The organism is Citrobacter portucalensis, assembly GCF_002042885.1.
In the GTDB taxonomy this organism is placed as follows: Bacteria; Pseudomonadota; Gammaproteobacteria; order Enterobacterales; family Enterobacteriaceae; genus Citrobacter; species Citrobacter portucalensis.
On the sequence record NZ_MVFY01000002.1, the window covers coordinates 14,059 to 38,825 of the forward strand.

The window sequence follows — 24,767 nt, forward strand, 5'->3', positions numbered from 1 at the left end:
ATGAGCGATATGGCAGAGCGCCTGGCGCTGCATGAATTCACGGAAAACGCCTATCTGAACTATTCCATGTACGTCATCATGGACAGGGCGTTGCCGTTTATTGGCGATGGTTTGAAACCCGTTCAGCGTCGCATCGTATACGCGATGTCCGAACTGGGGCTGAATGCCAGCGCCAAATTTAAAAAATCCGCCCGTACCGTCGGTGACGTGCTGGGTAAATACCATCCGCACGGCGACAGCGCCTGCTATGAAGCGATGGTGCTGATGGCGCAGCCGTTCTCTTACCGTTACCCGCTGGTTGACGGGCAGGGGAACTGGGGGGCACCGGACGATCCGAAATCCTTCGCGGCGATGCGTTATACCGAATCACGCCTGTCTAAATATGCGGAAGTCTTGCTGGGCGAACTCGGTCAGGGAACGTCGGACTGGGTGCCAAACTTCGACGGCACCATGCTGGAGCCGAAGATGCTGCCTGCGCGTCTGCCAAATATTCTGCTGAACGGCACGACCGGTATTGCCGTTGGTATGGCAACGGACATTCCGCCACATAACCTGCGTGAAGTGGCAAAAGCAGCGATTACCCTGATTGAGCAGCCGAAAACGACGCTGGATCAGTTGCTGGATATCGTGCAAGGGCCGGATTACCCGACCGAAGCGGAAATTATTACTTCGCGCGCGGAAATTCGTAAGATTTACGAAAACGGACGCGGCTCCGTACGTATGCGTGCGGTATGGACGAAAGAAGACGGCGCGGTGGTGATTTCCGCGCTGCCGCATCAGGTTTCCGGGGCAAAAGTGCTGGAGCAGATCGCTGCTCAAATGCGCAATAAAAAGCTGCCGATGGTAGACGACCTGCGCGACGAATCGGATCACGAAAACCCGACCCGTCTGGTGATTGTCCCACGCTCTAATCGTGTGGATATGGAGCAGGTGATGAACCACCTGTTTGCCACTACCGATCTCGAAAAAAGCTACCGTATCAACCTGAACATGATCGGTCTTGATGGTCGTCCGGCGGTGAAAAACCTGCTGGAGATCCTCACCGAATGGCTGGCGTTCCGCCGCGATACCGTGCGTCGCCGCCTGAATTATCGTCTGGAAAAAGTGCTCAAGCGCCTGCACATCCTTGAAGGTTTGCTGGTGGCGTTCCTCAACATTGACGAAGTCATCGAAATTATTCGTCATGAAGATGAACCTAAGCCTGAGCTGATGTCGCGGTTTGGCATTTCTGAAACCCAGGCTGAAGCCATCCTTGAGCTGAAATTGCGCCACCTTGCCAAACTAGAAGAGATGAAAATCCGCGGTGAGCAGGATGAGCTGGCGAAAGAGCGCGATCAGTTGCAGGCCATTCTGGCTTCCGAACGTAAAATGAGTAACCTGCTGAAGAAAGAGCTGCAGGCCGATGCAGACGCCTATGGCGACGATCGTCGTTCTCCGTTGCAGGAACGCGAAGAAGCGAAGGCGATGAGCGAGCACGACATGCTGCCATCTGAGCCGGTGACCATTGTGTTGTCCCAGAGTGGCTGGGTGCGTAGCGCCAAAGGCCACGACATCGATGCGCCAGGATTAAGCTATAAAGCGGGCGACAGCTTTAAGTCGGCAGTGAAGGGTAAGAGCAACCAGCCGGTGGTGTTCGTGGACTCGACCGGACGCAGCTATGCCATCGACCCGATTACGCTGCCGTCGGCGCGCGGTCAGGGTGAACCGCTGACCGGGAAGCTCACGCTGCCGCCAGGCGCGACGGTTGAGCACATGCTGATGGAAGGCGACGATCAAAAACTGCTGATGGCCTCCGATGCGGGCTACGGTTTTGTCTGTACCTTCAATGACCTGGTCGCACGTAACCGTGCTGGTAAGGCATTGATTACACTGCCAGAAAATGCGCGCGTGATGCAGCCGGTGGTGATTGAAGATGAAACCGATATGCTACTGGCTATTACTCAGGCTGGTCGCATGTTGATGTTCCCGGTGAGCGATTTACCGCAGTTGTCGAAAGGCAAAGGGAACAAGATCATTAATATCCCTTCAGCGGAAGCGGCGAAAGGCGAGGATGGCCTGGCGCAACTTTACGTGCTGCCGCCGCAGAGCACGCTGACCATCCACGTCGGTAAGCGCAAAATCAAACTGCGTCCTGAAGAGTTGCAGAAAGTGACCGGAGAGCGCGGCCGTCGCGGCACGCTAATGCGTGGTCTGCAGCGTATCGACAGCATTGAGATTGACTCGCCTCGACGCGCCAGTCACGGCGACAGCGAAGAATAACGCTACCGTCCGGCTCTCCCTGTTAAAGCCCAGGGAGAGCCAACGTTAAAAATTCCCGTGAAACCGTTGTTTATTCGTGCGTTGCGATTAACAATACGCTTTTCCAGAGAGCCGCCCTTAACAAAGCCCTAACCTGATACCGCGTGATGAATCAGGTGACGTAAAATGCCAGGCTCTTAGGCCTTAGAGGTTGTTATGCTATATATTTTTCGTTTAATTATTACTGTTATTTACTGCGTTCTGGTCTGTATTTTCGGTTGCATATACTGTCTGTTCAGCCCACGAAATCCAAAACACGTTGCAACGTTCGGCCATATGTTTGGCCGCCTGGCTCCCCTTTATGGCCTGAAGGTCGAGTGCCGCATGCCGGCAGACGCGCAGAACTATGGTAATGCTATCTATATTTGTAACCATCAGAACAACTATGACATGGTTACCGCTGCGAATATCGTTCAGCCGCCGACGGTGACGGTAGGTAAAAAAAGCCTGCTGTGGATCCCTTTCTTCGGGCAGCTGTACTGGTTAACCGGTAACCTGTTGATTGACAGAAACAACCGCGCTAAAGCGCACAGCACCATTGCTGCCGTGGTGAATCATTTCAAAAAACGTCGCATTTCTATCTGGATGTTCCCTGAAGGGACGCGTAGCCGCGGTCGCGGTCTGCTGCCGTTTAAAACCGGCGCGTTCCATGCAGCGATTGCTGCTGGTGTCCCGGTCATTCCGGTGTGCGTTTCCACAACCTCGAACAAGATAAAACTCAATCGACTCAATAATGGTCTGGCAATTGTCGAGATGTTGCCACCGGTGGATATTAGCCACTTTGGGAAAGATCAGGTTCGTGAACTGGCAGCGCATTGCCGCACGCTGATGGAACAAAAAATCGCAGAACTCGATAAAGAAGTTGCTGAGCGGGAAGCCGCCGGTAAGGTTTAATCCGCGCAATTCGGGTTTTTTACAGGAAATGACTTCCTGCGTGTTAATAGCCAGTTTTTTATGGAGTTTATATGTCATTCAGTCGGCGTCAGTTCATTCAGGCATCGGGGATCGCACTGTGTGCAGGTGCTGTTCCGCTGAAGGCTAATGCTGCCGGTCAGCAACAACCGTTACCCGTGCCTCCGCTGCTGGAATCCCGCCGGGGGCAGCCGCTATTTATGACGCTGCAACGTGCGCACTGGTCCTTTACACAAGGCACGCGCGCACCTGTCTGGGGAATTAACGGCCGCTATCTGGGACCGACAATCCGCGTCTGGAAAGGGGATGACGTCAAGCTTATCTACAGCAACCGTCTGACTGAAAATGTCTCGATGACCGTCGCCGGGTTACAGGTACCTGGCCCGCTGATGGGCGGCCCGGCGCGCATGATGTCCCCGAATGCTGACTGGGCGCCGGTGCTACCGATTCGCCAGAATGCCGCCACGTTGTGGTATCACGCTAATACACCAAATCGTACTGCTCAGCAGGTCTATAACGGTCTTGCCGGGATGTGGCTGGTTGAAGATGAAGTGAGTAAATCACTGTCTATTCCCAACCACTATGGCGTGGATGATTTTCCGGTCATTATCCAGGACAAGCGGCTGGACAACTTTGGCACGCCGGAATACAGCGAGCCCGGCAGCGGTGGCTTTGTCGGTGATACGCTGCTGGTCAATGGGGCGCAAAGCCCGTATGTCGAAGTCTCCCGCGGCTGGGTGCGCTTGCGTTTGCTGAACGCTTCAAACTCGCGTCGTTACCAGCTGCAAATGAGCGATGGCCGTGCGCTGCATGTGATTTCCGGCGATCAGGGTTTTTTACCTGCGCCTGTTTCGGTGAAGCAGCTCTCGTTGGCTCCGGGCGAGCGTCGTGAGATCCTGGTGGATATGACGAACGGTAATGAGGTCTCTATCACCTGTGGTGAGGCGGCCAGTATTGTCGACAGGATCCGCGGGTTCTTTGAGCCTTCCAGTATTCTCATCTCCACGCTGGTGCTGACTCTGCGTCCAACGGGCCTTCTGCCGCTGGTGACCGATAGCCTGCCAATGCGCCTGCTGCCAACGGAAATCCTCAGCGGTTCGCCGATTCGCAGCCGTGATATCAGCCTGGACGACGATCCTGGCATCAACGGTCAGCTGTGGGACGTCAATCGTATGGATATTACTGCCCAGCAGGGCTCCTGGGAGCGCTGGACGGTACGGGCGGATATGCCCCAGTCCTTCCATATTGAAGGTGTTTCGTTCCTGATCCGTAATGTGAATGGCGCGATGCCGTTCCCGGAAGACAGAGGCTGGAAAGATACTGTCTGGGTTGATGGCCAGGTTGAATTACTGGTTTATTACGGACAGCCTTCCTGGGCCCATTTCCCGTTCTACTTTAATAGCCAGACGCTGGAAATGGCGGATCGTGGCTCAATCGGACAGATGTTGGTGAACCCGGCGCCGTAATGCGCCGGGGTATTCGTTACGCCCGCCAGAACATGCGCGAGAACAGGATCAGAATGGGGTAAATCTCCAGACGCCCCATGATCATGGCCGCGCACATCAGTAGCTTTGCTTCCTCGTTTAAGGTGCCAAATGTTGTGGCGGTGACGCCAAATCCTAGCCCCATATTGTTGATGCAGGCGGCAACGGTGGCGAAAGAGGAGAAGAGATCGTAGCCCATCAGATTGAGCGCCCAGATAAAAAAGCTGGTGAACAAAACGTAGAGAAAGAAAAAGCTCCATACCGAACGCACCACCCGGTCGCTTACCACGCTATTGCCCACTTTGATGTTAAGCAGGGCACGAGGGTGCGCGAGCTGGTGTAACTCCTGACGGCACTGCTTGAACATAATCAAAAAGCGCAGCACCTTAATCCCCCCGCAGGTCGATCCCACACAACCGCCGAAGAAACTGGCGCTGAGCAGCATGAAGATCGTGTGCGAAGGCCACTGCGCGTAATCCGCCGTCGACAGACCATTATCTGTCAGCATCGAACTGGCCAGAAAAAAAGCATGCACCAGGCTGTCCGTTAATCCGTACATGCCTGCCCGCCAAACTTGCCAGGTGGCGATCAGAGTGACCACCAACGCAATAAGCAAAAAGAAACGCAATTCGGCATTACGACGAAAGGGTTTGAAGGTACGTTTCACGATAGCAACGTACCAGAGGGTGAAGTTAAACGCAGACAGCAGTGAAAATACCCCGGCGACAAGCTCAATGGCATGGCTGTTATAAAAGCCGATGCTCTCGCTGCGAGTGGAAAATCCGCCGAGAGAGACCGTCGACAGCCCGTGGCATAAGGCGTCGAAAAACGACATCCCGGCAGCCCAGTAGGCCAGAGTACAAATAAGACCCAGAATGACATAGGTCATCCACAGCGTGCGTGCAGTATCAGCAAGTCTTGGCGTGAGGCGTTCTTCTTTAAAAGGGCCCGGCATTTCAGACTGATACAGCTTCATGCCACCAATACCCAGCAGAGGCAATACCGCCACGGCGAGGACGATAACACCCAGACCGCCAATAAAATTGAGCTGAGCCCGATAGTACAGATACGACTTCGGCAAGGCGCTGACGTCATCAATCACCGTTGCGCCTGTAGTGGTAATCCCAGAAACTCCTTCAAACAGGGCATCCGCAAAAGAGAGGTTTAAGCCATCGTCCATCCACATCGGCATCGCGCTGATAAACGAAAACAACAGCCAGAACAGGACGATAATGACGAAACCATCCCGGGTGCGCAGTTGAATCCCCGCATGTTTGGTTGCCAACCACGCCCCGCCGCCGAGGGTGAAGAAAGTCATAAACGTGCTGAAAAAGGCGAACAAGCTCCGCTCTTTGTTTAACAAAGCGATGAGCATCGGTGGCAGCATAGAAAAGCTGTAGAGAAGAACCAGAAATCCGCACAGGTGAACAACAACCCGTAACTGGGAAATATGCAGTGAATCGTTGAGTCGCAATGAAAAATCCCCCGCCGAAAAAGAGTTATCTCAGCTGGCCGGCATGGTCTTAATTATGATCGATAAAAATGATCGTCGTAAAATTTAACAATTTATATAACTTTCTACTGGTCTGGTTCAGACTCCACTTCATTTCTTGCCGACATACAGCGTATAATCCTCGGCCTTTGATTATTTTTTTACCATTTTTGGAAGCATTATGAGCGCAATATCCCTGATCCAGCCGGACAGAGACCTTTTCTCCTGGCCGCAGTACTGGGCTGCCTGTTTTGGCCCGGCACCGTTTTTGCCGATGTCACGCGACGAAATGGACCAACTTGGCTGGGATAGCTGCGACATCATTCTGGTTACCGGCGATGCATACGTCGATCATCCCAGCTTTGGCATGGCAATTTGCGGACGAATGCTGGAAGCGCAGGGCTTTCGCGTAGGGATTATCGCCCAGCCGGAGTGGAACAACAAAGACGATTTTATGCGTTTGGGTAAACCGAACCTGTTCTTTGGTGTGACCGCAGGCAACATGGACTCGATGATCAACCGTTACACCGCCGATCGTCGACTGCGCCATGACGATGCCTACACGCCGGACAACGTTGCGGGCAAGCGTCCGGACCGCGCCACGCTGGTCTATACCCAGCGCTGTAAAGAAGCATGGAAAGATGTGCCGGTTATTCTCGGCGGTATTGAGGCCAGCCTGCGCCGTACCGCGCACTATGACTATTGGTCTGATACCGTTCGTCGCTCTGTTCTGGTGGATTCCAAAGCCGACATGCTGATGTTCGGCAACGGCGAACGTCCGCTGGTGGAAGTGGCGCATCGTCTGGCGATGGGCGAAACCATCGATCAGATCCGCGACGTGCGTAACACTGCGATTATGGTTAAAGAAGCGCTGCCGGGCTGGAGTGGGGTGGATTCCACGCGCCTCGACACGCCGGGCAAGATTGACCCGATCCCGCATCCGTATGGTGAAGATCTGCCGTGTGCTGACAACAAGCCTGTCGCACCGAAAAAGCAGGAAGCGAAAGCGGTAACCGTACAGCCGCCGCGCCCGAAACCGTGGGAAAAAACCTACGTGCTGCTGCCGTCCTTCGAAAAAGTGAAGGGCGATAAAGTGCTGTATGCGCATGCGTCGCGTATCCTGCACCACGAAACCAACCCAGGCTGTGCGCGTGCGCTGATGCAAAAGCACGGCGATCGCTACATCTGGATCAACCCGCCAGCCATTCCGCTCTCTACCGAAGAGATGGATAGCGTCTTTGCGCTGCCGTACAAACGTGTGCCGCATCCGGCGTATGGCGACAGCCGCATTCCGGCCTATGAGATGATCCGTTTCTCGATCAACATTATGCGTGGCTGCTTTGGCGGCTGTTCGTTCTGTTCGATTACCGAGCACGAAGGTCGCATCATCCAGAGCCGCTCTGAAGACTCGATCATCAATGAAATCGAAGCCATTCGCGACACCGTTCCAGGCTTTACCGGCGTGATTTCCGACCTCGGCGGCCCAACGGCGAACATGTATATGCTGCGCTGTAAGTCACCGCGCGCGGAGCAAACTTGCCGTCGTCTGTCATGCGTCTACCCGGATATCTGTCCGCATATGGACACCAACCACGAACCGACGATTAACCTTTATCGTCGTGCGCGTGATTTGAAAGGCATTAAAAAGATCCTCATCGCTTCGGGCGTGCGTTATGACATCGCGGTTGAAGATCCGCGCTATATCAAAGAACTGGCGACCCACCACGTTGGCGGCTATCTGAAGATTGCGCCAGAGCATACCGAAGAAGGCCCGTTGTCGAAGATGATGAAGCCGGGGATGGGCAGCTACGATCGCTTTAAGGAATTGTTCGATACCTACTCTAAGCAAGCGGGTAAAGAGCAGTACCTGATCCCGTACTTTATTTCCGCGCACCCGGGTACGCGTGATGAAGATATGGTGAATCTGGCGTTGTGGTTGAAGCAACGTCGTTTCCGTCTGGATCAGGTGCAGAACTTCTATCCATCACCGTTGGCGAACTCCACAACCATGTATTACACCGGGAAAAACCCGCTGGGTAAAATTGGTTATAAGAGTGAAGATGTGGTGGTGCCGAAAGGTGATAAGCAGCGTCGTTTGCATAAAGCCCTGCTGCGTTACCACGATCCAGCCAACTGGCCGTTAATCCGCCAGGCGCTGGAAGATATGGGTAAAAAGCATCTGATCGGCGGTCGTCGCGAATGTCTGGTCCCGGCGCCTACGCTGGAAGAGATGCGCGAAGCGCGTCGCCAGAACCGTCATACCCGTCCGGCGTTGACCAAGCACACACCGGTGGCGCATCAGCGCCAGACGCCTGCCGCGAACAAAAAACGCGGGAAAGTGGCAGGGCGCTAATCTGCCTTGCCCGGTGGTGAAACGCTTATCAGGCCTACGAATAGAACAGTTTTGTAGGCCGGATAAGGTGCTTGAACCGCCATCCGGCAGAGAGACTCAGTATTTATGCTTCACGAATTCTGGCCGCTAATGCGGCCAGTTTTGCATCATCCGCCCGTTCATGATCGTGTGAAGAAAGATATCCTTCATACTGCTCGAAAAATTTGTTCTGCCGCGCTTCAATCGGTTTCCAGTGAGTTAGATCGCCAGTGCCATGCATGGGGCTTAATTTGCTGTGCACATGGTCTACGCCGAAACCTTCGAAGAACATCCCCGTACGACTGACATCCGGGAAAGCCTTATCCAGTTTCTTAGCCACTTTTTGGGTCGCCAGCATCAGATCAGCCAGTGCCTGCGGCGGCATATCGAAGGCATAGCTGGGATAATGCTTTTTCGGGATCACCACGGTAAAACCGTCGGTGTTCGGGAAAATCGACAGAAAAGCCAGATGATGCTCGTCTTCCCAGACCTTATGGCAGGGTGCTTTACCTTCAACTATTTGACAGAAAATACAGGTCATTCCTTTTCTCCGCAGGTAAGGTGATTCGTCAGGACGCAGTCAGTTTAGTACAGACCCAACACCTTCCACCACATCAGACCCACGGTGATAAACACCGCCTGGTTAAACAAGCTGATGATAAATCCTGTACGCCACCAGACGCCCGTTGGAACGTACCCGGCACCAAACAGGATTGGACCGCGAGCGTGGGTGTACTGGGTGAGCGAGCAGTACAAACTGCTGGTGAAGGCCAGCATTAATGCCGTGGGGGCTGCGGGAATGTTCAGATGCAGACCGACACCAAGGAAAACGGCGTACAGCGCGGCAATCTGTGCATTACCGCTGGCAAAAAAGTAGTGGGTATAGAAGTAGGCGGCGTTCAACAGCAGCAGGACGATCACCCAACTGGTACCGTGCATAGTACTGCTCAGGCTATCGCCGATCAGATTGCCAAACCAGGTGGTGAAGCCCAGTTTTTTCAGCTGGTTCGCCATCATCAAAAGCGCGGCAAACCAAATCAGTGTGTCCCATGCGCCTTTCTCGCTCTTCACATCTTCCCAGCTCAGAACGCCGCTTAGCAATAAAATGGAAAGTCCCACGAACGAGGCAGTGGTGGCGTCGACGCCTAACGTATCGCCAAAAATCCACAGCACCAGCAGCACGCCGACGGTAGCCAGCATCAGCCATTCGCCGCGAGACATACTGCCCATTTCCGCCAGCTCTTTGCGCGCCAGGTTAGGGGCATCCGGCGTGTGTTTAATTTCCGGGCGCACGATCCAGTAGACCAGCAGTGGAACCAGCAGTAAGGACACCAGGCATGGCAGCAGCGCCGCCATAAACCAGCCGCCCCAGGTCAGCGTGACGCCCGCATTGGCCGCCAGCTTCACCGCCAACAGGTTGCCGGTATAGCCGGTCATAAAGAGCGCGGCGGTGACGTCGTTGACGTTGCCAATACAGGTGATAAGAAAGGTACCGATTTTACTGCGGGACTCATCTTCCGGGTTCGAATGGAAACTGCGTGCCAGAGAGTCAGCAATCGGATAGATGACGCCGCCGCAGCGTGCTGTATTACTCGGCATTGCCGGGGAGAGGATCAGATCGGCAAAGGCCAGACCATAGGCGAGTCCCAGCGTGCGCTTGCCGAGCAGACGGATCATCTGCAGCGCAATGCGTCGTCCGAGGCCGGTTTTGATAAACCCGCGGGCAATCATAAAAGCCACGACGATAAGCCAGATAAGTGAACTGTTCAGCTCACTCAGTGCTGTGGTGATAGCGCCGCTGGCGGTTTTATCCCCGGCAGCATAGGCGAGTGCAAAAACCGTAATCCCAATAATGCCGACCGCGCCGATGGGTAAAACTTTTGCCACGATAGAGGCAATAGTCGCGACGAAAATGATTGCCGAATGCCAGGCTGGCGCACTTAGCCCGGAAGGTGGAGTAAGCTGCCACAGTCCGGCAGAAATGAATATTATAAGAATTAATGGGAGCCATTTGACTCCGCTACTTTTTTTCTCAGTCACGTTTACGCACCTATAGATATGGTGAATATATTCATCAAATAAATATATTTATTTAATAATTAACAGGTTATGTTGCGTAATGCTGCTCCAGCGACTGCAAGAAATACATCAATATATGTGTGTGAATTGTTTCCTGATATTTCAAATCAGTAAAGGCCCGACGAGAGTGTCGGGCTGGAGGAAGGGGTTAACCGCCGAACTGATCCGGGTCTGGCCCCAGACGTTTGCCCTGATCGAGTTTCGCGATTTCGCCTAATTCGTCTTTATCCAGGCGGAAGTCCCAGACGTTAAAGTTTTCTGCGATACGCGCAGGGGTGACAGATTTTGGAATCACCACCAGCCCGCTATCCAGATGCCAGCGGATGACAATCTGCGCCGGTGATTTGCCATATTTCTCAGCGAGGTCACGGATGATCTTTTGATCAAAGACGTCTTTGCCGCCCTGCGCCAGCGGGCTCCAGGATTCGGTCTGAATTTTATGCGTTGCGTTCCAGGCATGCAGTTGGCGCTGTTGCATAAGCGGATGAAGTTCGATCTGGTTAATCACCGGAGGTACGCCGGTTTCATCCATCAACCGCTGGAGATGATTGATCTGAAAGTTGCACACGCCGATGCTCTTAATCAGACCTTCTTTTTGCAGGTCGATCATGTTTTCCCACGCTTCAACGTAGTGGTCGATCGCCGGAACCGGCCAGTGCATCAGGTACAGATCGAGGTAATCAAGCTGGAGTTTTTCCATGCTTTCGAGCAAGGCTTCCCGGGGGCGTTTTTGGTCATCATTCCACAGCTTGGTGGTGATGAATAACTCGTCCCGTGGTACGCCAGCATCGCGTATTGCTTTGCCGACACCTTCTTCGTTTTTGTACGCCGCAGCGGTATCAATTGAGCGATACCCCACTTCCAGCGCTTTATGAATGGCGGTGATGACTTCTTCGTTGCTTGCCTTCCAGACCCCCAGGCCCAGTTGTGGCATGACGTTACCATCCTGTAGCTTGATAATGGTTGGACCGGTCATAATTCCCCCCCACACTTAATCCTTCAGGCTGCCTCTTTGTTGGCTGCTTGCGTTTACCCCGGTCACGTACTTATGTACGCTCCCGGGGATTCACTTAATTGCCGCCTCGATGCCTCATGAATGATTGGGTGTAAATTGAGTTCACCGGGGCAGCCCCCGGTGAGTTAGGTGTGACTTAAGCCTGGTATAAATACCCAAAAACGAAAGGCGGAGGTTAAAAAACCTTAGCGGGCAGCTTCGTAAATCCGACGGCTGACTTCAAGCGTAATGTCCTGATGTTCGCCCAGTTGCGTACCACCGTGTGCTTCCAGTTTTTCCAGCAATGCCGGGATGGAGCTACCGTCCAGGCCATAGTCAGACAGGCGAGTGGGTACGCCCATTTGTTCGAAGAAAGCGCGGGTAGCGGCAATGGCGGCGTCGATGCGCTGGTCGTCGGAACCTTCGGTGATATTCCAGATACGCTCTGCGTATTGCAGCAGTTTGGCACGCTTGGTATCACGTTTTTCATTCCACAGCGCTGGCAGAACGATGGCCAGCGTTTGAGCATGATCCAGACCGTGCATTGCGGTCAGTTCATGGCCCAGCATATGCGTTGCCCAGTCCTGCGGTACGCCTGCGCCAATCAGGCCGTTCAGCGCCTGGGTTGCCGCCCACATAACGTTCGCACGCACGTTGTAGTTTTCCGGCTCCTGCAAGGCTTTCGGACCTTCTTCTACCAGCGTGAGCAGAATGCCTTCGGCAAAGCGATCCTGAATTTTCCCGTCTACCGGATAAGTCACATACTGTTCCACGGTATGAACAAAAGCATCCACAACGCCGTTTGCAACCTGACGCGGCGGCAGGGTGTAGGTGTAAACCGGATCCAGTACGGCAAACACTGGCTGCACGAACGGGGTCATAAAGGCCAGTTTATCGCCGGTGGTTTTACGCGAAATTACCGCGCCGGAGTTAGATTCAGAGCCGGTTGCAGGCAGGGTTAATACGGAGCCCATCGGGATGGCGCTTGTTACGTCGTTGCCGTGGGTTTCCAGAATGCGCCATGGATCGATGCCATCAGCGTACTGTGCCGCTGCCGCGATGAATTTGGTGCCGTCCAGCACTGAACCGCCACCTACCGCCAGCAGAAACGTCACTTTCTCATCACGCACGATTTTTACTGCGTTCATCAGCGTTTCATAAGACGGGTTTGGCTCGATACCGCCAAACTCCAGCACATCCAGGCCTTTCAGCGCGTCCTGAACCTGTGCCAGGACGCCAGTTTTTTTCACGCTGCCGCCGCCATAGGTAACCAGTACGCGAGCGTCCTGAGGAATTTGATCGCGCAGCTCAGCAATCGCGCCTTTACCAAACAAAATACGTGTTGGGGTATGGAGATTAAAGTTGTTCATTGCTCGTTCCCTTTGGTGGGTAATAAAAGAGGGCAGGTGAGTGTCTGCCGGATGATGAACATTGTGGTCGCCCGCCGCGCTGCTCTCAATGCTCATTTCTGCCGATGTCTTGCCCATTTCTACAGACTGCTGGAGAAAACGGATAAATCTGCGCATTATGTCAGGGTCGAAAACCGATGATGAAATGGTGCCCCATGAACCGTGATGAGATCTGTTTTCTGCTGACAGATAAAATTAAGCAGCTGAAAAACAATGAAAATAGACTTAATGAACTGCTGCCAGATGTCCGCCTGCTACACGGTACGGAGCCGGCGGCGCGTACACCGGTCATGTATCAGCCAGGCATCATATTTCTCTTTTCGGGACATAAAATTGGTTACATCAATGAGCGCGTATTTCGCTATGACGCCAACGAATACCTGCTGCTAACCGTACCTTTACCCTTTGAATGTGAAACCTATGCGACGCCGGAGGTTCCTCTGGCCGGTATTTATCTGAATGTCGATATCCTGCAATTGCAGGAGCTGCTGATGGACATTGGGGAAGACGAGCTGTTCCAGCCCGCCATGGCGGCCAGCGGGATTAACTCTGCAACGCTCTCTGACGAAATTCTCTGCGCTGCTGAGCGCCTGCTGGATGTGATGGAGCGACCGCTGGATGCGCGTATTCTGGGGAAACAGATTATTCGCGAGATCCTCTACCATGTGCTGACCGGACCGCGCGGCGGCGCGTTACTTGCGCTGGTCAGTCGCCAGACGCATTTCAGTTTGATAAGCCGGGTACTGAAGCGGATTGAAACCAAATACACCGAAAACCTCAATGTAGAACAGCTGGCGGCAGAGGCGAACATGAGCGTGTCGGCTTTTCATCATAATTTTAAAGCGGTGACCAGCACGTCGCCGCTGCAATATCTTAAGAGCTATCGCCTGCATAAAGCACGGATGATGATGGTTCACGATGGGATGAAGGCCAGTGCGGCTGCCATGCGCGTCGGCTATGAGAGCGCATCGCAATTCAGTCGGGAGTTCAAACGTTTCTTTGGCGTAACGCCGGGGGAAGATGCGGCAAGAATTCGTATGATGCAGGGGAGTTGATTTCTTGTAGGCCTGACAGGTATACCGTAGGCCTTAAAGCCGCGCGCCATCAGGCAAAATGCCGGGAATTACCCCGGCTACGGATAATACTCAGGCGCTACAGTATTTTTTTTTTAATCACCACGAACAATGTTCCCAACAATCCTGCGGTTAACAGGGCAATCGGCAGGATCATTAGAAAGGTCATCACCTGATCTTCATGGCGTTTAACGAACGGGATCATGCTCAGCGCATAGCCGAAACTGGTGACGACGGTGACCCACAGCAGGCCACTCAGCCAGTTAAAAAACTGGAACCGACGGTTAGGAAGCCCTGAAATGCCAGCCATCGTTGGCAGCAAGGTGCGAACAAACGCCAGGAAACGCCCTGCCAGCAGCGCCATCAGACCGTGTTGGTCAAACATGCAGGTGGCGCGCTGATGGTATTTTTCCGGTAATTGCGCCAGCCAGCCTTTCACCGTGCGCGTGTTGCCTAGCCAGCGTCCCTGAATATAACTCAGCCAGCAGCCCAGACTGGCTGCGGCCGTCAGAATAGCTATGGTAGGTAAAAAACTCATCACGTCCTGAGCGATCAGCGCTCCTGCCAGTAATAACAGGCTGTCTCCGGGTAAAAAGGAGGCGGGCAGCAGGCCATTTTCTAAAAACAGCGTGGCGAACATGACGAAGTACACCACGCTCACAACGTGCGGATCCGCCAGTGCGGCAAAATCGTGTTGCCAGAGCGCGGAGACAATATCTTGAATGACTACCATGGACTTTCCTGTGGAACAGCATTTATGTGTGGATTGTACTCCTGAATTGCCCGGGATGCCTTGATCCCGGACGCAACAATTGCAGACTTTTCCACCAGAAGTGTCTGCATATATGTCCATCTGTGGCAATTTTACTCGATTCGGGCAAATCCTGCGGCCAAATCGGCAATCAGATCGTCAACATTCTCTAAACCGATATGTAAACGGATGAGCGTTCCGCTGAAATCCACCTTGCCTTGCGGACGGATTGCCGCAATGTGTTCCGGCTGGTTGGCGAGAATCAGCGACTCAAAACCGCCCCAGGAGTAGGCCATACTGAACAGGCTGAAGTGATCCAGATACGCAGCAAGCTCCTCATTATTGAGCTTCTTATTCAATACAAAGGAGAACAGGCCGCTGCTGCCGGCGAAATCACGCTTCCAGAATTCATGGCCTTTACTGCCGGGCAGTGCCGGGTGGTTCACGCGGGCGACCTGCGGATGGCTGGCCAGCCACTCGGCGACCTTTAAGCTGCTTTCATGGTGCTGACGCAGGCGAACGCTCAGCGTACGCAGTCCACGGCTGGTCATATAGGCGGTATCGGCGTCCAGCATTTGCCCCATCAGATAGGCATTTTCGCGCAGTTGATCCCAGCAGCGGGTATTAGATACCGCCGTGCCGACCATGCCGTCAGAATGACCAATCAGATATTTGGTGCCTGCCTGAATAGAGATATCAATGCCAAAATCCAACGCTTTGAACAGCACCCCGGCAGCCCAGGTGTTATCAATCATGATGATTGCATCCGGCGCGACGCTTCTGACGGCGGCAACAATAGCTGGAACATCATGCACTTCCATAGTGACAGAGCCGGGAGATTCCAGAAATACGACTTTCGTGTTCGGCTGTATGTGCTTAACGATATCGGCGCCAACCAGCGGATCGAACCAGCCGGTGGACACGCCGAGCTTGCCGAGAATTTTGGTACAGAAATCCTGACTGGGTTCATAGGCTGTGTTGGTCATCAGCACATGATCCCCTTGCTCCACAAAGGCAAGGATGGTGTTGGCAACGGCCGCCGCACCGCAGGGGAACAGCGCGCAACCCGCACCACCTTCCAGTTCGCACATCGCTTCCTGCAGAGAGAAATGCGTCAGGGTTCCGCGACGCCCATAGAAAAGCGCACCGTTCGCCCGGTTGTGCGTGGCCTGTTTTTTGGCCTCTACGGTGTCAAAAACCAGCGAAGAAGCGCGCTGGATCACGCTATTTACCGAGCCCAGCGTGTACTTTTTACTGCGTCCTGCGTGAACGAGTTTGGTTTCAAGTTGCTTATCTGCCATGTTGTCTTACCTGTTTTTATACGTCTGGATGTCTAAACTACCATGAATCAAAGATGACGCATCCTGCAGAACGGTCATACAGTAGAAAATAATCTCAAAATGCTTCTGGTGACTTTTTTACTGCGTAAGCGCAAGGAAAAGAAACCAAAGGTGCGGCAATATGTAAATAGTAATGAGAACGACTATCAATTCGACGTCGTTTTGATATGATTACGCTCAGATTTTGTGATTTGCGTCCTGGAGATACAGAGTGGGTAATAATTTGATGCAGACGGATCTTTCCGTCTGGGGTATGTATCAGCACGCCGATATCGTGGTTAAGTGCGTGATGATTGGGCTGATTTTGGCGTCAGTGGTCACCTGGGCTATCTTCTTTAGTAAGAGCCTTGAGTTCTTTACTCAGAAACGCCGCCTTAAGCGTGAACAGCAACTGCTGGCGGAAGCCCGCTCTTTAGATCAGGCAAGTGAAATTGCCGCAGGATTCGATGGCAAAAGCCTGGGCGCACAGTTGATTAACGAAGCGCAGAACGAGCTGGAACTGTCAGAAGGCAGCGACGATAACGAAGGCATTAAAGAGCGTACCGGCTTCCGTCTGGAGCGTCGTGTGGCGGCGGTAGGTCGTCATATGGGCCGCGGTAACGGATACCTGGCCACCATCGGGGCTATCTCTCCATTCGTCGGTCTGTTCGGTACCGTATGGGGCATCATGAATAGCTTCATCGGGATTGCACAAACTCAAACGACCAACCTCGCCGTTGTTGCGCCGGGTATCGCAGAAGCGCTGTTAGCGACCGCAATTGGTCTGGTTGCAGCAATTCCAGCGGTTGTTATCTACAACATTTTCGCACGTCAGATTGGCAGCTATAAAGCGATGCTGGGCGATGTCGCGGCACAGGTGCTGTTGTTGCAAAGTCGCGATCTGGACCTGAATGCAAGCGCATCCGCGCATCCGGTACGTGCAGCGCAGAAATTACGTGTAGGATAATGTTCCATGGCAATGAGCTTTAATGAAAACCTGGACGATAACGGTGAAATGCATGAAATCAACGTGACGCCGTTTATCGACGTTATGTTGGTTTTATTGATCATCTTTATGGTTGCCGCGCCGTTGGCAACTGTAGATGTGAAGGTGAATCTCCCTGCCTCCACCAGCACGCCGCAGCCGCGTCCGGAAAAACCGGTTTACCTGTCAGTTAAAGCCGATAAGAGTATGTTTATTGGCAACAATCAGGTGACGGATGAAACCATGATTAACGAGCTAAATGCGTTAACTGACGGGAAGAAAGACACCACGATTTTCTTCCGGGCAGATAAAACCGTTGATTATGAGACCATGATGAAGGTGATGGATACGCTGCATCAGGCGGGCTTCCTGAAGATTGGTCTGGTTGGCGAAGAGACTGTGAAAGCGAAGTAATCTTCCTCATTGCCGGGTAATGGTTGCCGCCTTACCCGGCGTGTCTCTCCTGATTCAACTCCCTCGCACACTTGTTCTTATCTGTTCTCATCTAACGCGACCGTGGTTATCCTGGTGGGTTCGTAGTTCCCTTCAGACAGCTTTCGCGTCAGGCGTAAGGTGGCCGTTTCCCGCGCGAGTATATGCTGGTAGGTGCTTTCCAGTCGGGCCATGATTTTGTCCCGCAGTTCTGGTTGCTGCTCCATAATGGCTTCGATCGCGGCACCGTAGATCTCTTCTTTAGCCTGTAGCGAGTAAATTTCACGGCGATTTTGCCATTTCATCCGCACCAGTGCAGCGGGAATAGAGACTATCTCCTGAGCAACGCTTTCCAGTGTCGCGTTTTTATTGGCAATCAACACGGCTAAATTTTGCTTTAAGACAAACTCATCGCTTTTATGGTTATCTAAAGCCAAATAAACATTATTATCCTCAACATCTTTCATTTTATTTCTCTTCCAGAGAATAAAAAATAGGGTTGCTGGTTTCACGGGTAATTAAATTAAGCCAAATTTTGTTGCCCTGTTCATTTATGATGGCTGTTTTTTGAGTCAAAATTTTACTTAATTCTTGTGCATTAATGTCGCCTTCTGCCTGTAGTGAATTGAGCAGGCGAGAGAATGACTCAATTTTTGCTGCACGAAATAGGCGCTCTTTTAAATGGCGGTCGCACTCTTCAAATAGCATATTTCGTGACTGGCCGGTAGCAGCAGAGCTAATCAAAATATCGGATTCGTAATCGCTTAATGTTATCTTCCCCTGAGTCAAATTTTCACTATTATCTGTGGAGGTGGTATTGTCAGGTGAGCTGGATAAGTGAAAACGCGAGGGAACAAGATGCTCGGGAAGCATGTTGAAATATCCTTTGATGCCAATGATATGTTGTTTTAAATAAACCATGCCGCGTTGACAATAGCATGGCGTAATTTTAAAATCAAAAAAAATGGAGCCAGTATATGAACAGTATATTTTATTCTGTTATTACCCTGCTATTGCTGACCTGCGGGGTACTTTTGTTGATGCGCAGTGCAAATAAAAACCGTAATGCAGAAAATGGATACGCTGAAAACCAGCCGGAAATACTGAGTAAAGAAGAGGGTGAAGATCATTTCTCGGTACTGATGAATTCGATTACTCCGGTTTGGTATTGGCGTGTCAATCACGAATATATCGATTTTATCCACTCGACGATCAAACGGATGACAATGGTGGAGCTGAATGAGACGCCAGGGCTATTTGATGCGCAGCGGCGTTGCAGCGATCTCAACTCTGCGGTGTATAAATATTACGACAATATTAAAAAACGCTGTCTGAGTGGCGAGAAAGTCCCGCATGCCGATTTGGACGTGCTTAACTTACGTCAGTGCTTCAGGGAGTTCAGCCTGGAAGCCTATCCTGCACTTGTCGCGCTGGTGTGGCCGGAATATCAGCGCTCAGAAATCAAAGCAGAAGAGGTGTGAGGAGCTGGCTGGCCCGTATTACGTGCCGGGAAGAACAACGTTGCTACCCGGCACGGGATTACCTACGGCTATTTGTCAGATGAGGCCTGCCACAGGTTCAGCTTACCGTCCGCGACGTGCTTATCGATCTGCGCCAGTTCTTCGGCGCTGAACGTCAGATTCGCCAGCGCCTGAACGTTTTCTTCCAGTTGCTCCGGTCGACTGGCGCCAATCAATACCGACGTTACCCTGTTGTCTTTTAGCAGCCAGCTTAAGGCCATTTGTGCCATCGACTGTCCACGCTGTTGCGCCATCTCATTAAGCAAGCGCAGGCTGGTAAGGTTTTCTTCCGTCAGCATGTTTTCCGTTAACCCACGAACTTTTTTCCCTTCACGCTGCATGCGTGAACCTTCCGGAATCCCGTTAAGGTATTTCCCCGTCAGCAGTCCCTGAGCCAGCGGCGTAAATGCGATGCAGCCCATACCGTTGGATTCCAGCGTATCCAGCAGGCCGCTGCTGTCTACCCAGCGGTTAAGCAGGTTGTAAGACGGCTGATGGATCAGCAATGGAATTTTCCATTCCCGCATCAGCTCGGCCATTTTCTGCGTACGTTCCGGAGAATAGGATGAGATGCCGACATACAGCGCTTTACCGCTTTGCACGGCATGGGCCAGCGCCGAGGCGGTCTCTTCCATTGGCGTATTTTCGTCAACGCGGTGAGAGTAGAAGATATCGACATAGTCGAGACCCATGCGTTTCAGACTCTGGTCGAGGCTGGCGAGCAGGTATTTGCGCGAACCGCCAGAACCGTATGGCCCAGGCCACATGTCATAGCCTGCCTTGGTGGAGATAATCAGTTCATCGCGATAGTGCGCAAAATCCTCGCGCAGTAATCGGCCAAAATTCTCTTCTGCGCTGCCTGGTGGCGGCCCATAGTTATTGGCTAAATCAAAATGCGTGATGCCTAAATCAAATGCTTTACGCAACAGGGCGCGCTGTGAATCCAGCGCCTGAACGTGCCCAAAACTGTGCCATAAACCCAGCGATAGCGCGGGTAAACGCAAACCGCTGCGCCCACAGTAGCGATAGAGCATCTGCTCGTAACGTTCAGGATTGGCAAACCAGGCCATGAGATCTCCTTAGTGCAGGTGAATTTCGAAACAACGTTTCTATTCTAGCGGGTTCACGGTGAATATCCCGTTCACCAGGTCACACTGAGATGAAAAACTGGGCAAAAACAGGTCACTGTGCTTTGCTTAAAAAAACATCAATCAGGAGTGCGACGATGCCGCGTTTGACTGCCAAAGACTTTCCGCAAGAACTGCTCGACTACTATGACTATTACGCGCATGGCAAAATAACGAAACGCGAGTTTCTCAATCTGGCAGCGAAATATGCAGTGGGTGGCATGACGGCGTTGGCTTTATTCAATTTATTGAAACCCAATTATGCCCTCGCAACGCAGGTAGAATTTACCGATCCCGATATTCTGGCGGAATATATTACCTATCCTTCGCCTGAAGGGCATGGTGATGTGCGGGGATATTTAGTTAAACCTGCGAAGGTGACAGGGAAAGTTCCGGCGGTGGTGGTAGTGCATGAGAATCGTGGGCTGAATCCGTATATTGAAGATGTGGCGAGACGGGTGGCGAAGGCGGGCTTTATGGCACTTGCGCCGGATGGATTAAGTTCGGTAGGGGGATATCCTGGCAATGATGATAAAGGTCGGGAATTGCAGCAGCAGGTTGACCCCGTAAAGTTGATGAATGATTTTTTTGCCGCCATTGAATTTATGCAATCTTATTCAGGGACGACGGGAAAGGTAGGTATCACCGGATTTTGCTACGGTGGTGGTGTGTCGAATGCCGCTGCTGTAGCTTTCCCTGAACTGGCCTGCGCGGTGCCTTTTTATGGGCGGCAGGTTCCTGCATCAGATGTCCCCAAAATAAACGCGCCTTTATTACTGCACTATGCGCAATTAGACACACGTATTAATGAGGGATGGCCTGCCTATGAAGCGGCGCTTAAGGCCAATAAGAAAGTCTATGAAGCCTATATCTATCCCGGCGTTAATCATGGCTTTCACAACGATTCGACCCCCCGTTATGATAAAGCTGCCGCTGATTTAGCCTGGGAACGTACTCTTGCGTGGTTTAACAAATATTTGCGATAGAAAACAATAGATTATTTAATGCTTATAACTAATTACCTGAATAATAATGCTACCTAATTTCATTAGCATTCATATTGATATAGTGTGGAGAGAGAGTGGATGTACTTAAGAAAGTAAAAAAATAAAGAACGCATTATATCTTCTCTACTGCCTGCCGATAACAAGGATAAGTATCGCCTGATGGCGAATTCCTCATCAACGGCAAGGAAATTATTATGCGTTTGCTGAAAAACTTCACTATTCGTATTGTCATGTTGGCAATACTGGGACTTTTTTGCCTGCTCTGGTCGGGCGTGGGTTTATTCAGTCTTCATTCGTTATCAAAAATATCTGAAGGCAATGATATTGACCGTCATCTTGTCCATCAGATGACGGTTCTCAGTCAGGGCAACGATCAGTACTTTCGCTTCGTAACGCGCTTAAGTCGCGCCATGGATGTCAAAATGAGTGGCGGAACGCCTGATTTTGCGCCAGCGCAACAGTCCCTGGAGAATATGAGCAAAAAACTCCAGGAGATGAAAACATTATCTCCGGGCCCTATGGACCCTGACGTCGCTAACGCAGTACTGACGAAGTGGCAGGCGCTGCTGGACAACGGCGTGATCCCGCAAATGCAACTGGCGCAGCAGGGAACGCTTACGGCCTTTGCTGAGCATGCCAGCACTATTACACCCGCGTTGAGCCGTGAATTTGGCGCCAGTGCCGAGCGTTTTAACGCCACGGCAGGCGAGCGACTCGATACCACCCGCGTGATGGTCGATGGCAAAACCTCTATCATCCGGACGCTAATTATCACCGCCGTGATCCTTGGGATTGCCCTCCTTTTCTTTACCGACCGCTACCTTGTTTCCATGATGGTGAAACCGCTGGGACGTATTCGCCAACAGTTCCAGCAGATTGCGCAGGGCGATCTCAGCCATCCCATCGAAGATTTTGGTCGTAACTGTGTGGGTCAACTGGTGCCGTTATTGTGCGCGATGCAGGATAGCCTGCGCGAAGCCGTCAGTACCATCCGTTCAGGTAGTGACAACATCTGGCGAGGGGCGACGGAAATTTCGACCGGGAATAACGATCTCTCCTCACGTACTGAAGAGCAGGCTGCGGCACTGGAAGAGACCGCTGCCAGCATGGAGCAACTGACCGCAACGGTAAAACTGAACGCAGAAAATGCACGTGAAGCCAGCCAACTTGCCGATACGGCCACAGAAACGGCAGGCAAAGGGAGCACGCTGGTTTCAGAAGTGGTTGAGACGATGGACGGCATTGCCGCCAGCTCTAAACAGATCGCGGAAATCACGTCAGTTATTAATAGCATTGCTTTCCAGACCAACATTCTGGCGCTGAACGCGGCGGTTGAAGCAGCCAGGGCAGGCGAGCAGGGGCGCGGTTTTGCCGTCGTCGCCGGTGAAGTACGCAACCTTGCCAGTCGCAGCGCCGGGGCGGCGAAAGAGATTGAGACACTGATTGGCGAGTCATCGCGTCGTGTTGATCAGGGCGCTCGTCTGGTTAAAGAAACAGGATTAACCATGGAGGCGATTCTGCGCGGCGCCACCGAAGTGACTGTCATCATGAAGCAAATTGCCTCTGCCTCGGAAGAACAGAATAAGGGTATCTCGCAGGTGAGCGTGGCGATCACGCAGATGGACAGCGTAACGCAACAGAATGCTGCGCTGGTAGAGCAAGTTTCCGCCGCGGCAGTGGCGTTGGAACGACAAACAGAGGAGCTGCAACGCTCGGTGCAACAGTTCCGCCTTTCCGCTAATGATGTGCAATACGCAACCAGCCAAACCACTTCCTCTTCAGCAGACAGCAAAACGTCTGCGGCCGCTAAAACGGATGAGTGGGTGTCCTTTTAAGCCGTTATAAAAAGTTCGTGATACCTCTGGTCTTTGCTTAAAAAATCGCTATATAATTTATTATATAGCGATTGGAGGTTATGCATGGACAACCATTTTGGTAAAGGCCTGATGGCCGGATTAAACGCCTCAAGTGCGGACAGTGCACGCTCAGTGGCGAATTTTTGTGCGGATTATAAGCGTGGTTTTGTGCTGGGATTTTCACATCGAATGTTTGAAAAAACGGGTGATCGACAGCTCAGCGCGTGGGAAGCGGGGATCCTGACGCGCCGTTATGGGCTGGATAAAGAGATGGTGATGGATTTCTTTAAAGAGAATCAGTCCAGTACAACAATTCGGTTTTTCATGGCTGGCTATCGACTCGAAGCTTGATCCGAAAGGGGTATTATCTTGCTTTAATTAATTACACTATTGACCTACGCCTTCGTTTTGTTGCTCCGCCGAAGTATTATAATGCACATAACCATATAAAAAGTGTGGTAATGGCGCGCCGATCGCAATATGCAACATGCGAATGGTGCAAAATAAAAGCCAGGTCTTCGCAACGGAATAACTATAAAATGACTGGAGATAACTCTCTCATCAATTCGAGCGGCATTAATCGCCGTGATTTCATGAAGCTTTGTGCAGCACTGGCCGCTACCATGGGGCTCAGTAGCAAAGCCGCCGCAGAAATGGCCGAATCAGTTTCTCGTCCTCAGCGCCCACCGGTTATCTGGATTGGTGCTCAGGAGTGTACGGGTTGTACTGAATCGCTGCTTCGCGCGACACACCCTACAGTGGAAAACCTCGTTCTGGAGACAATCTCTCTGGAATACCATGAGGTGCTCTCTGCCGCCTTCGGCCATCAGGTCGAAGAGAACAAACATAACGCTCTGGAGAAGTACAAAGGGCAATATGTTCTGGTAGTAGATGGTTCTATCCCACTGAAAGATAATGGTATTTACTGCATGGTTGCCGGTGAGCCGATCGTGGATCACATCCGCCGGGCCGCAGAAGGCGCAGCCGCTATCATTGCCATCGGCTCTTGCGCCGCGTGGGGTGGTGTTGCTGCCGCTGGCGTTAACCCAACGGGTGCCGTCGGCCTGCAAGAAGTTCTGCCAGGCAAAACCATCATCAACATCCCCGGCTGTCCGCCGAACCCGCATAACTTCCTCGCAACGGTCGCGCATATCATCACTTATGGTAAGCCGCCGAAGCTGGATACCAAAAACCGTCCGACATTCGCCTATGGCCGTTTGATTCACGAACACTGCGAACGTCGCCCGCACTTCGATGCTGGTCGTTTTGCTAAAGAGTTTGGTGATGAAGGCCACCGTGAAGGTTGGTGCCTCTACCATCTGGGCTGTAAAGGACCAGAAACCTACGGCAACTGCTCAACGCTGCAATTCTGCGATGTGGGCGGCGTGTGGCCGGTGGCTATCGGTCACCCTTGCTACGGCTGTAACGAAGAAGGCGTCGGCTTCCATAAAGGTATTCACCAGCTTGCTCATGTAGAAAACCAAACGCCGCGTTCCGAGAAACCTGACGTCAACATGAAAGAAGGCGGCAATGTTTCTGCCGGAGCGATTGGACTGCTGGGTGGCGTAGTAGGACTGGTTGCCGGTGTCAGCGTGATGGCGGTTCGTGAACTGGGGCGTCAGCAGAAGAAAGATAACGCTGACTCACGGGGAGAATAA

General features: G+C 52.3%; 21 protein-coding genes and 1 pseudogene. 12 read left to right on the forward strand and 10 right to left on the reverse strand.

Going from position 1 to position 24,767, the window contains the following annotated elements; translation table 11 throughout:
* The 3 genes from parC to ftsP all read left to right on the forward strand — a co-directional run bounded on the left by parC (position 1) and on the right by ftsP (position 4,676).
* Entirely contained in the window at positions 1 to 2,259 is a 2,259-nt protein-coding gene (gene parC / locus BZK40_RS02830; protein WP_079934122.1) for a DNA topoisomerase IV subunit A, read from the forward strand.
* A 195-nt stretch (positions 2,260 to 2,454) separates the two neighbouring features.
* Complete coding sequence (gene plsC, locus BZK40_RS02835; protein ID WP_003024540.1) at positions 2,455 to 3,192, forward strand: 1-acylglycerol-3-phosphate O-acyltransferase; 738 nt, start codon at positions 2,455 to 2,457, stop codon at positions 3,190 to 3,192.
* Positions 3,193 to 3,263: 71 nt separating this feature from the next.
* Positions 3,264 to 4,676: a cell division protein FtsP gene (gene ftsP / locus BZK40_RS02840; protein ID WP_008785819.1), complete on the forward strand. Its 1,413-nt coding sequence runs from the start codon at positions 3,264 to 3,266 to the stop codon at positions 4,674 to 4,676.
* A gap of 16 nt (positions 4,677 to 4,692) precedes the next feature.
* Here ftsP and BZK40_RS02845 read toward each other — a convergent pair whose 3' ends face one another.
* Positions 4,693 to 6,168 (reverse strand): TrkH family potassium uptake protein, encoded by a 1,476-nt coding sequence (locus BZK40_RS02845; protein WP_048236773.1) that lies wholly within the window; start codon positions 6,166 to 6,168, stop codon positions 4,693 to 4,695.
* Positions 6,169 to 6,367: 199 nt separating this feature from the next.
* Here BZK40_RS02845 and BZK40_RS02850 point away from each other — a divergent pair, with 199 nt between their 5' ends.
* Positions 6,368 to 8,539 carry a YgiQ family radical SAM protein gene (locus BZK40_RS02850; RefSeq protein ID WP_003024532.1) on the forward strand — a complete coding sequence of 724 codons (2,172 nt, stop codon included), beginning with the start codon at positions 6,368 to 6,370 and terminating at the stop codon, positions 8,537 to 8,539.
* Between the two features lie 103 nt (positions 8,540 to 8,642).
* Here BZK40_RS02850 and BZK40_RS02855 read toward each other — a convergent pair whose 3' ends face one another.
* The 4 genes from BZK40_RS02855 to yqhD all read right to left on the reverse strand — a co-directional run bounded on the left by BZK40_RS02855 (position 8,643) and on the right by yqhD (position 13,000).
* Positions 8,643 to 9,098 (reverse strand): HIT family protein, encoded by a 456-nt coding sequence (locus tag BZK40_RS02855; protein WP_008785817.1) that lies wholly within the window; start codon positions 9,096 to 9,098, stop codon positions 8,643 to 8,645.
* Positions 9,099 to 9,142: 44 nt separating this feature from the next.
* Positions 9,143 to 10,597 (reverse strand): DASS family sodium-coupled anion symporter, encoded by a 1,455-nt coding sequence (locus BZK40_RS02860; RefSeq protein ID WP_003828381.1) that lies wholly within the window; start codon positions 10,595 to 10,597, stop codon positions 9,143 to 9,145.
* Positions 10,598 to 10,784: 187 nt separating this feature from the next.
* Positions 10,785 to 11,612 carry a 2,5-didehydrogluconate reductase DkgA gene (gene dkgA / locus BZK40_RS02865; RefSeq protein WP_008785816.1) on the reverse strand — a complete coding sequence of 276 codons (828 nt, stop codon included), beginning with the start codon at positions 11,610 to 11,612 and terminating at the stop codon, positions 10,785 to 10,787.
* 224 nt (positions 11,613 to 11,836) lie between these two features.
* Complete coding sequence (gene yqhD, locus BZK40_RS02870) at positions 11,837 to 13,000, reverse strand: alcohol dehydrogenase (protein WP_048215537.1); 1,164 nt, start codon at positions 12,998 to 13,000, stop codon at positions 11,837 to 11,839.
* A 194-nt stretch (positions 13,001 to 13,194) separates the two neighbouring features.
* On the opposite strand from yqhD, the gene BZK40_RS02875 reads away from it, so the two are divergent.
* A complete protein-coding gene (locus tag BZK40_RS02875; RefSeq protein WP_139762108.1) occupies positions 13,195 to 14,094 on the forward strand; it encodes an AraC family transcriptional regulator in 900 nt (299 codons plus the stop codon).
* A 90-nt stretch (positions 14,095 to 14,184) separates the two neighbouring features.
* On the opposite strand, the pseudogene yghB reads toward BZK40_RS02875, so the two are convergent.
* Together yghB and metC are read right to left on the reverse strand one after the other, a co-directional pair.
* Positions 14,185 to 14,845: pseudogene (gene yghB / locus BZK40_RS02880) on the reverse strand (DedA family general envelope maintenance protein YghB).
* A 131-nt stretch (positions 14,846 to 14,976) separates the two neighbouring features.
* Positions 14,977 to 16,164 (reverse strand): cystathionine beta-lyase, encoded by a 1,188-nt coding sequence (gene metC, locus BZK40_RS02885; protein ID WP_079934124.1) that lies wholly within the window; start codon positions 16,162 to 16,164, stop codon positions 14,977 to 14,979.
* 250 nt (positions 16,165 to 16,414) lie between these two features.
* On the opposite strand from metC, the gene exbB reads away from it, so the two are divergent.
* Positions 16,415 to 17,149, forward strand: coding sequence for a tol-pal system-associated acyl-CoA thioesterase (gene exbB, locus BZK40_RS02890; RefSeq protein ID WP_003024507.1), 735 nt, complete (start codon positions 16,415 to 16,417; stop codon positions 17,147 to 17,149).
* Between the two features lie 6 nt (positions 17,150 to 17,155).
* The gene (gene exbD / locus BZK40_RS02895; protein WP_008785812.1) at positions 17,156 to 17,581 is read left to right on the forward strand and encodes a TonB system transport protein ExbD; all 426 of its coding nucleotides are present in this window, start codon (positions 17,156 to 17,158) and stop codon (positions 17,579 to 17,581) included.
* 77 nt (positions 17,582 to 17,658) lie between these two features.
* Here the strand turns inward: exbD and BZK40_RS02900 are convergent, their stop codons facing one another.
* Both BZK40_RS02900 and BZK40_RS02905 read right to left on the reverse strand, forming a co-directional pair.
* On the reverse strand, positions 17,659 to 18,066 hold the full coding sequence (locus tag BZK40_RS02900; protein WP_008785811.1) for a hypothetical protein: 408 nt from the start codon (positions 18,064 to 18,066) through the stop codon (positions 17,659 to 17,661).
* Position 18,067: 1 nt separating this feature from the next.
* On the reverse strand, positions 18,068 to 18,472 hold the full coding sequence (locus BZK40_RS02905) for a hypothetical protein (protein WP_079934125.1): 405 nt from the start codon (positions 18,470 to 18,472) through the stop codon (positions 18,068 to 18,070).
* Positions 18,473 to 18,576: 104 nt separating this feature from the next.
* On the opposite strand from BZK40_RS02905, the gene BZK40_RS02910 reads away from it, so the two are divergent.
* Entirely contained in the window at positions 18,577 to 19,080 is a 504-nt protein-coding gene (locus tag BZK40_RS02910; RefSeq protein WP_079934126.1) for an ESA_00282 family adhesion-associated protein, read from the forward strand.
* A 68-nt stretch (positions 19,081 to 19,148) separates the two neighbouring features.
* On the opposite strand, the gene BZK40_RS02915 is transcribed toward BZK40_RS02910, so the two are convergent.
* Complete coding sequence (locus BZK40_RS02915; protein WP_032945003.1) at positions 19,149 to 20,189, reverse strand: aldo/keto reductase; 1,041 nt, start codon at positions 20,187 to 20,189, stop codon at positions 19,149 to 19,151.
* A gap of 155 nt (positions 20,190 to 20,344) precedes the next feature.
* On the opposite strand from BZK40_RS02915, the gene yghX reads away from it, so the two are divergent.
* From yghX to hybO, 4 genes are all read left to right on the forward strand, one after another.
* Positions 20,345 to 21,232, forward strand: a complete 888-nt coding sequence (gene yghX, locus BZK40_RS02920; protein ID WP_079934127.1) for a YghX family hydrolase — start codon at positions 20,345 to 20,347, stop codon at positions 21,230 to 21,232.
* Positions 21,233 to 21,447: 215 nt separating this feature from the next.
* Positions 21,448 to 23,088, forward strand: a complete 1,641-nt coding sequence (locus BZK40_RS02925) for a methyl-accepting chemotaxis protein (protein WP_079934128.1) — start codon at positions 21,448 to 21,450, stop codon at positions 23,086 to 23,088.
* Positions 23,089 to 23,172: 84 nt separating this feature from the next.
* Positions 23,173 to 23,460 carry a DUF2623 family protein gene (locus BZK40_RS02930; protein WP_003024490.1) on the forward strand — a complete coding sequence of 96 codons (288 nt, stop codon included), beginning with the start codon at positions 23,173 to 23,175 and terminating at the stop codon, positions 23,458 to 23,460.
* Positions 23,461 to 23,648: 188 nt separating this feature from the next.
* The gene (gene hybO / locus BZK40_RS02935; RefSeq protein ID WP_003024486.1) at positions 23,649 to 24,767 is read left to right on the forward strand and encodes a hydrogenase 2 small subunit; all 1,119 of its coding nucleotides are present in this window, start codon (positions 23,649 to 23,651) and stop codon (positions 24,765 to 24,767) included.

What these genes read in the sequence shown, in the direction of transcription:
- BZK40_RS02915 (WP_032945003.1), bottom strand. Translation starts at nt 20,189, where the DNA reads ATGGCCTGGTTTGCCAATCCTGAACGTTACGAGCAGATGCTCTATCGC.
- hybO (WP_003024486.1), top strand. Translation starts at nt 23,649, where the DNA reads ATGACTGGAGATAACTCTCTCATCAATTCGAGCGGCATTAATCGCCGT.
- plsC (WP_003024540.1), top strand. Translation starts at nt 2,455, where the DNA reads ATGCTATATATTTTTCGTTTAATTATTACTGTTATTTACTGCGTTCTG.
- BZK40_RS02900 (WP_008785811.1), bottom strand. Translation starts at nt 18,066, where the DNA reads ATGAAAGATGTTGAGGATAATAATGTTTATTTGGCTTTAGATAACCAT.
- dkgA (WP_008785816.1), bottom strand. Translation starts at nt 11,612, where the DNA reads ATGACCGGTCCAACCATTATCAAGCTACAGGATGGTAACGTCATGCCA.
- BZK40_RS02850 (WP_003024532.1), top strand. Translation starts at nt 6,368, where the DNA reads ATGAGCGCAATATCCCTGATCCAGCCGGACAGAGACCTTTTCTCCTGG.
- ftsP (WP_008785819.1), top strand. Translation starts at nt 3,264, where the DNA reads ATGTCATTCAGTCGGCGTCAGTTCATTCAGGCATCGGGGATCGCACTG.
- BZK40_RS02925 (WP_079934128.1), top strand. Translation starts at nt 21,448, where the DNA reads ATGCGTTTGCTGAAAAACTTCACTATTCGTATTGTCATGTTGGCAATA.
- exbD (WP_008785812.1), top strand. Translation starts at nt 17,156, where the DNA reads ATGGCAATGAGCTTTAATGAAAACCTGGACGATAACGGTGAAATGCAT.
- BZK40_RS02855 (WP_008785817.1), bottom strand. Translation starts at nt 9,098, where the DNA reads ATGACCTGTATTTTCTGTCAAATAGTTGAAGGTAAAGCACCCTGCCAT.
- BZK40_RS02930 (WP_003024490.1), top strand. Translation starts at nt 23,173, where the DNA reads ATGGACAACCATTTTGGTAAAGGCCTGATGGCCGGATTAAACGCCTCA.
- yghX (WP_079934127.1), top strand. Translation starts at nt 20,345, where the DNA reads ATGCCGCGTTTGACTGCCAAAGACTTTCCGCAAGAACTGCTCGACTAC.
- BZK40_RS02875 (WP_139762108.1), top strand. Translation starts at nt 13,195, where the DNA reads ATGAACCGTGATGAGATCTGTTTTCTGCTGACAGATAAAATTAAGCAG.
- BZK40_RS02905 (WP_079934125.1), bottom strand. Translation starts at nt 18,472, where the DNA reads ATGCTTCCCGAGCATCTTGTTCCCTCGCGTTTTCACTTATCCAGCTCA.
- BZK40_RS02910 (WP_079934126.1), top strand. Translation starts at nt 18,577, where the DNA reads ATGAACAGTATATTTTATTCTGTTATTACCCTGCTATTGCTGACCTGC.
- metC (WP_079934124.1), bottom strand. Translation starts at nt 16,164, where the DNA reads ATGGCAGATAAGCAACTTGAAACCAAACTCGTTCACGCAGGACGCAGT.
- yqhD (WP_048215537.1), bottom strand. Translation starts at nt 13,000, where the DNA reads ATGAACAACTTTAATCTCCATACCCCAACACGTATTTTGTTTGGTAAA.
- parC (WP_079934122.1), top strand. Translation starts at nt 1, where the DNA reads ATGAGCGATATGGCAGAGCGCCTGGCGCTGCATGAATTCACGGAAAAC.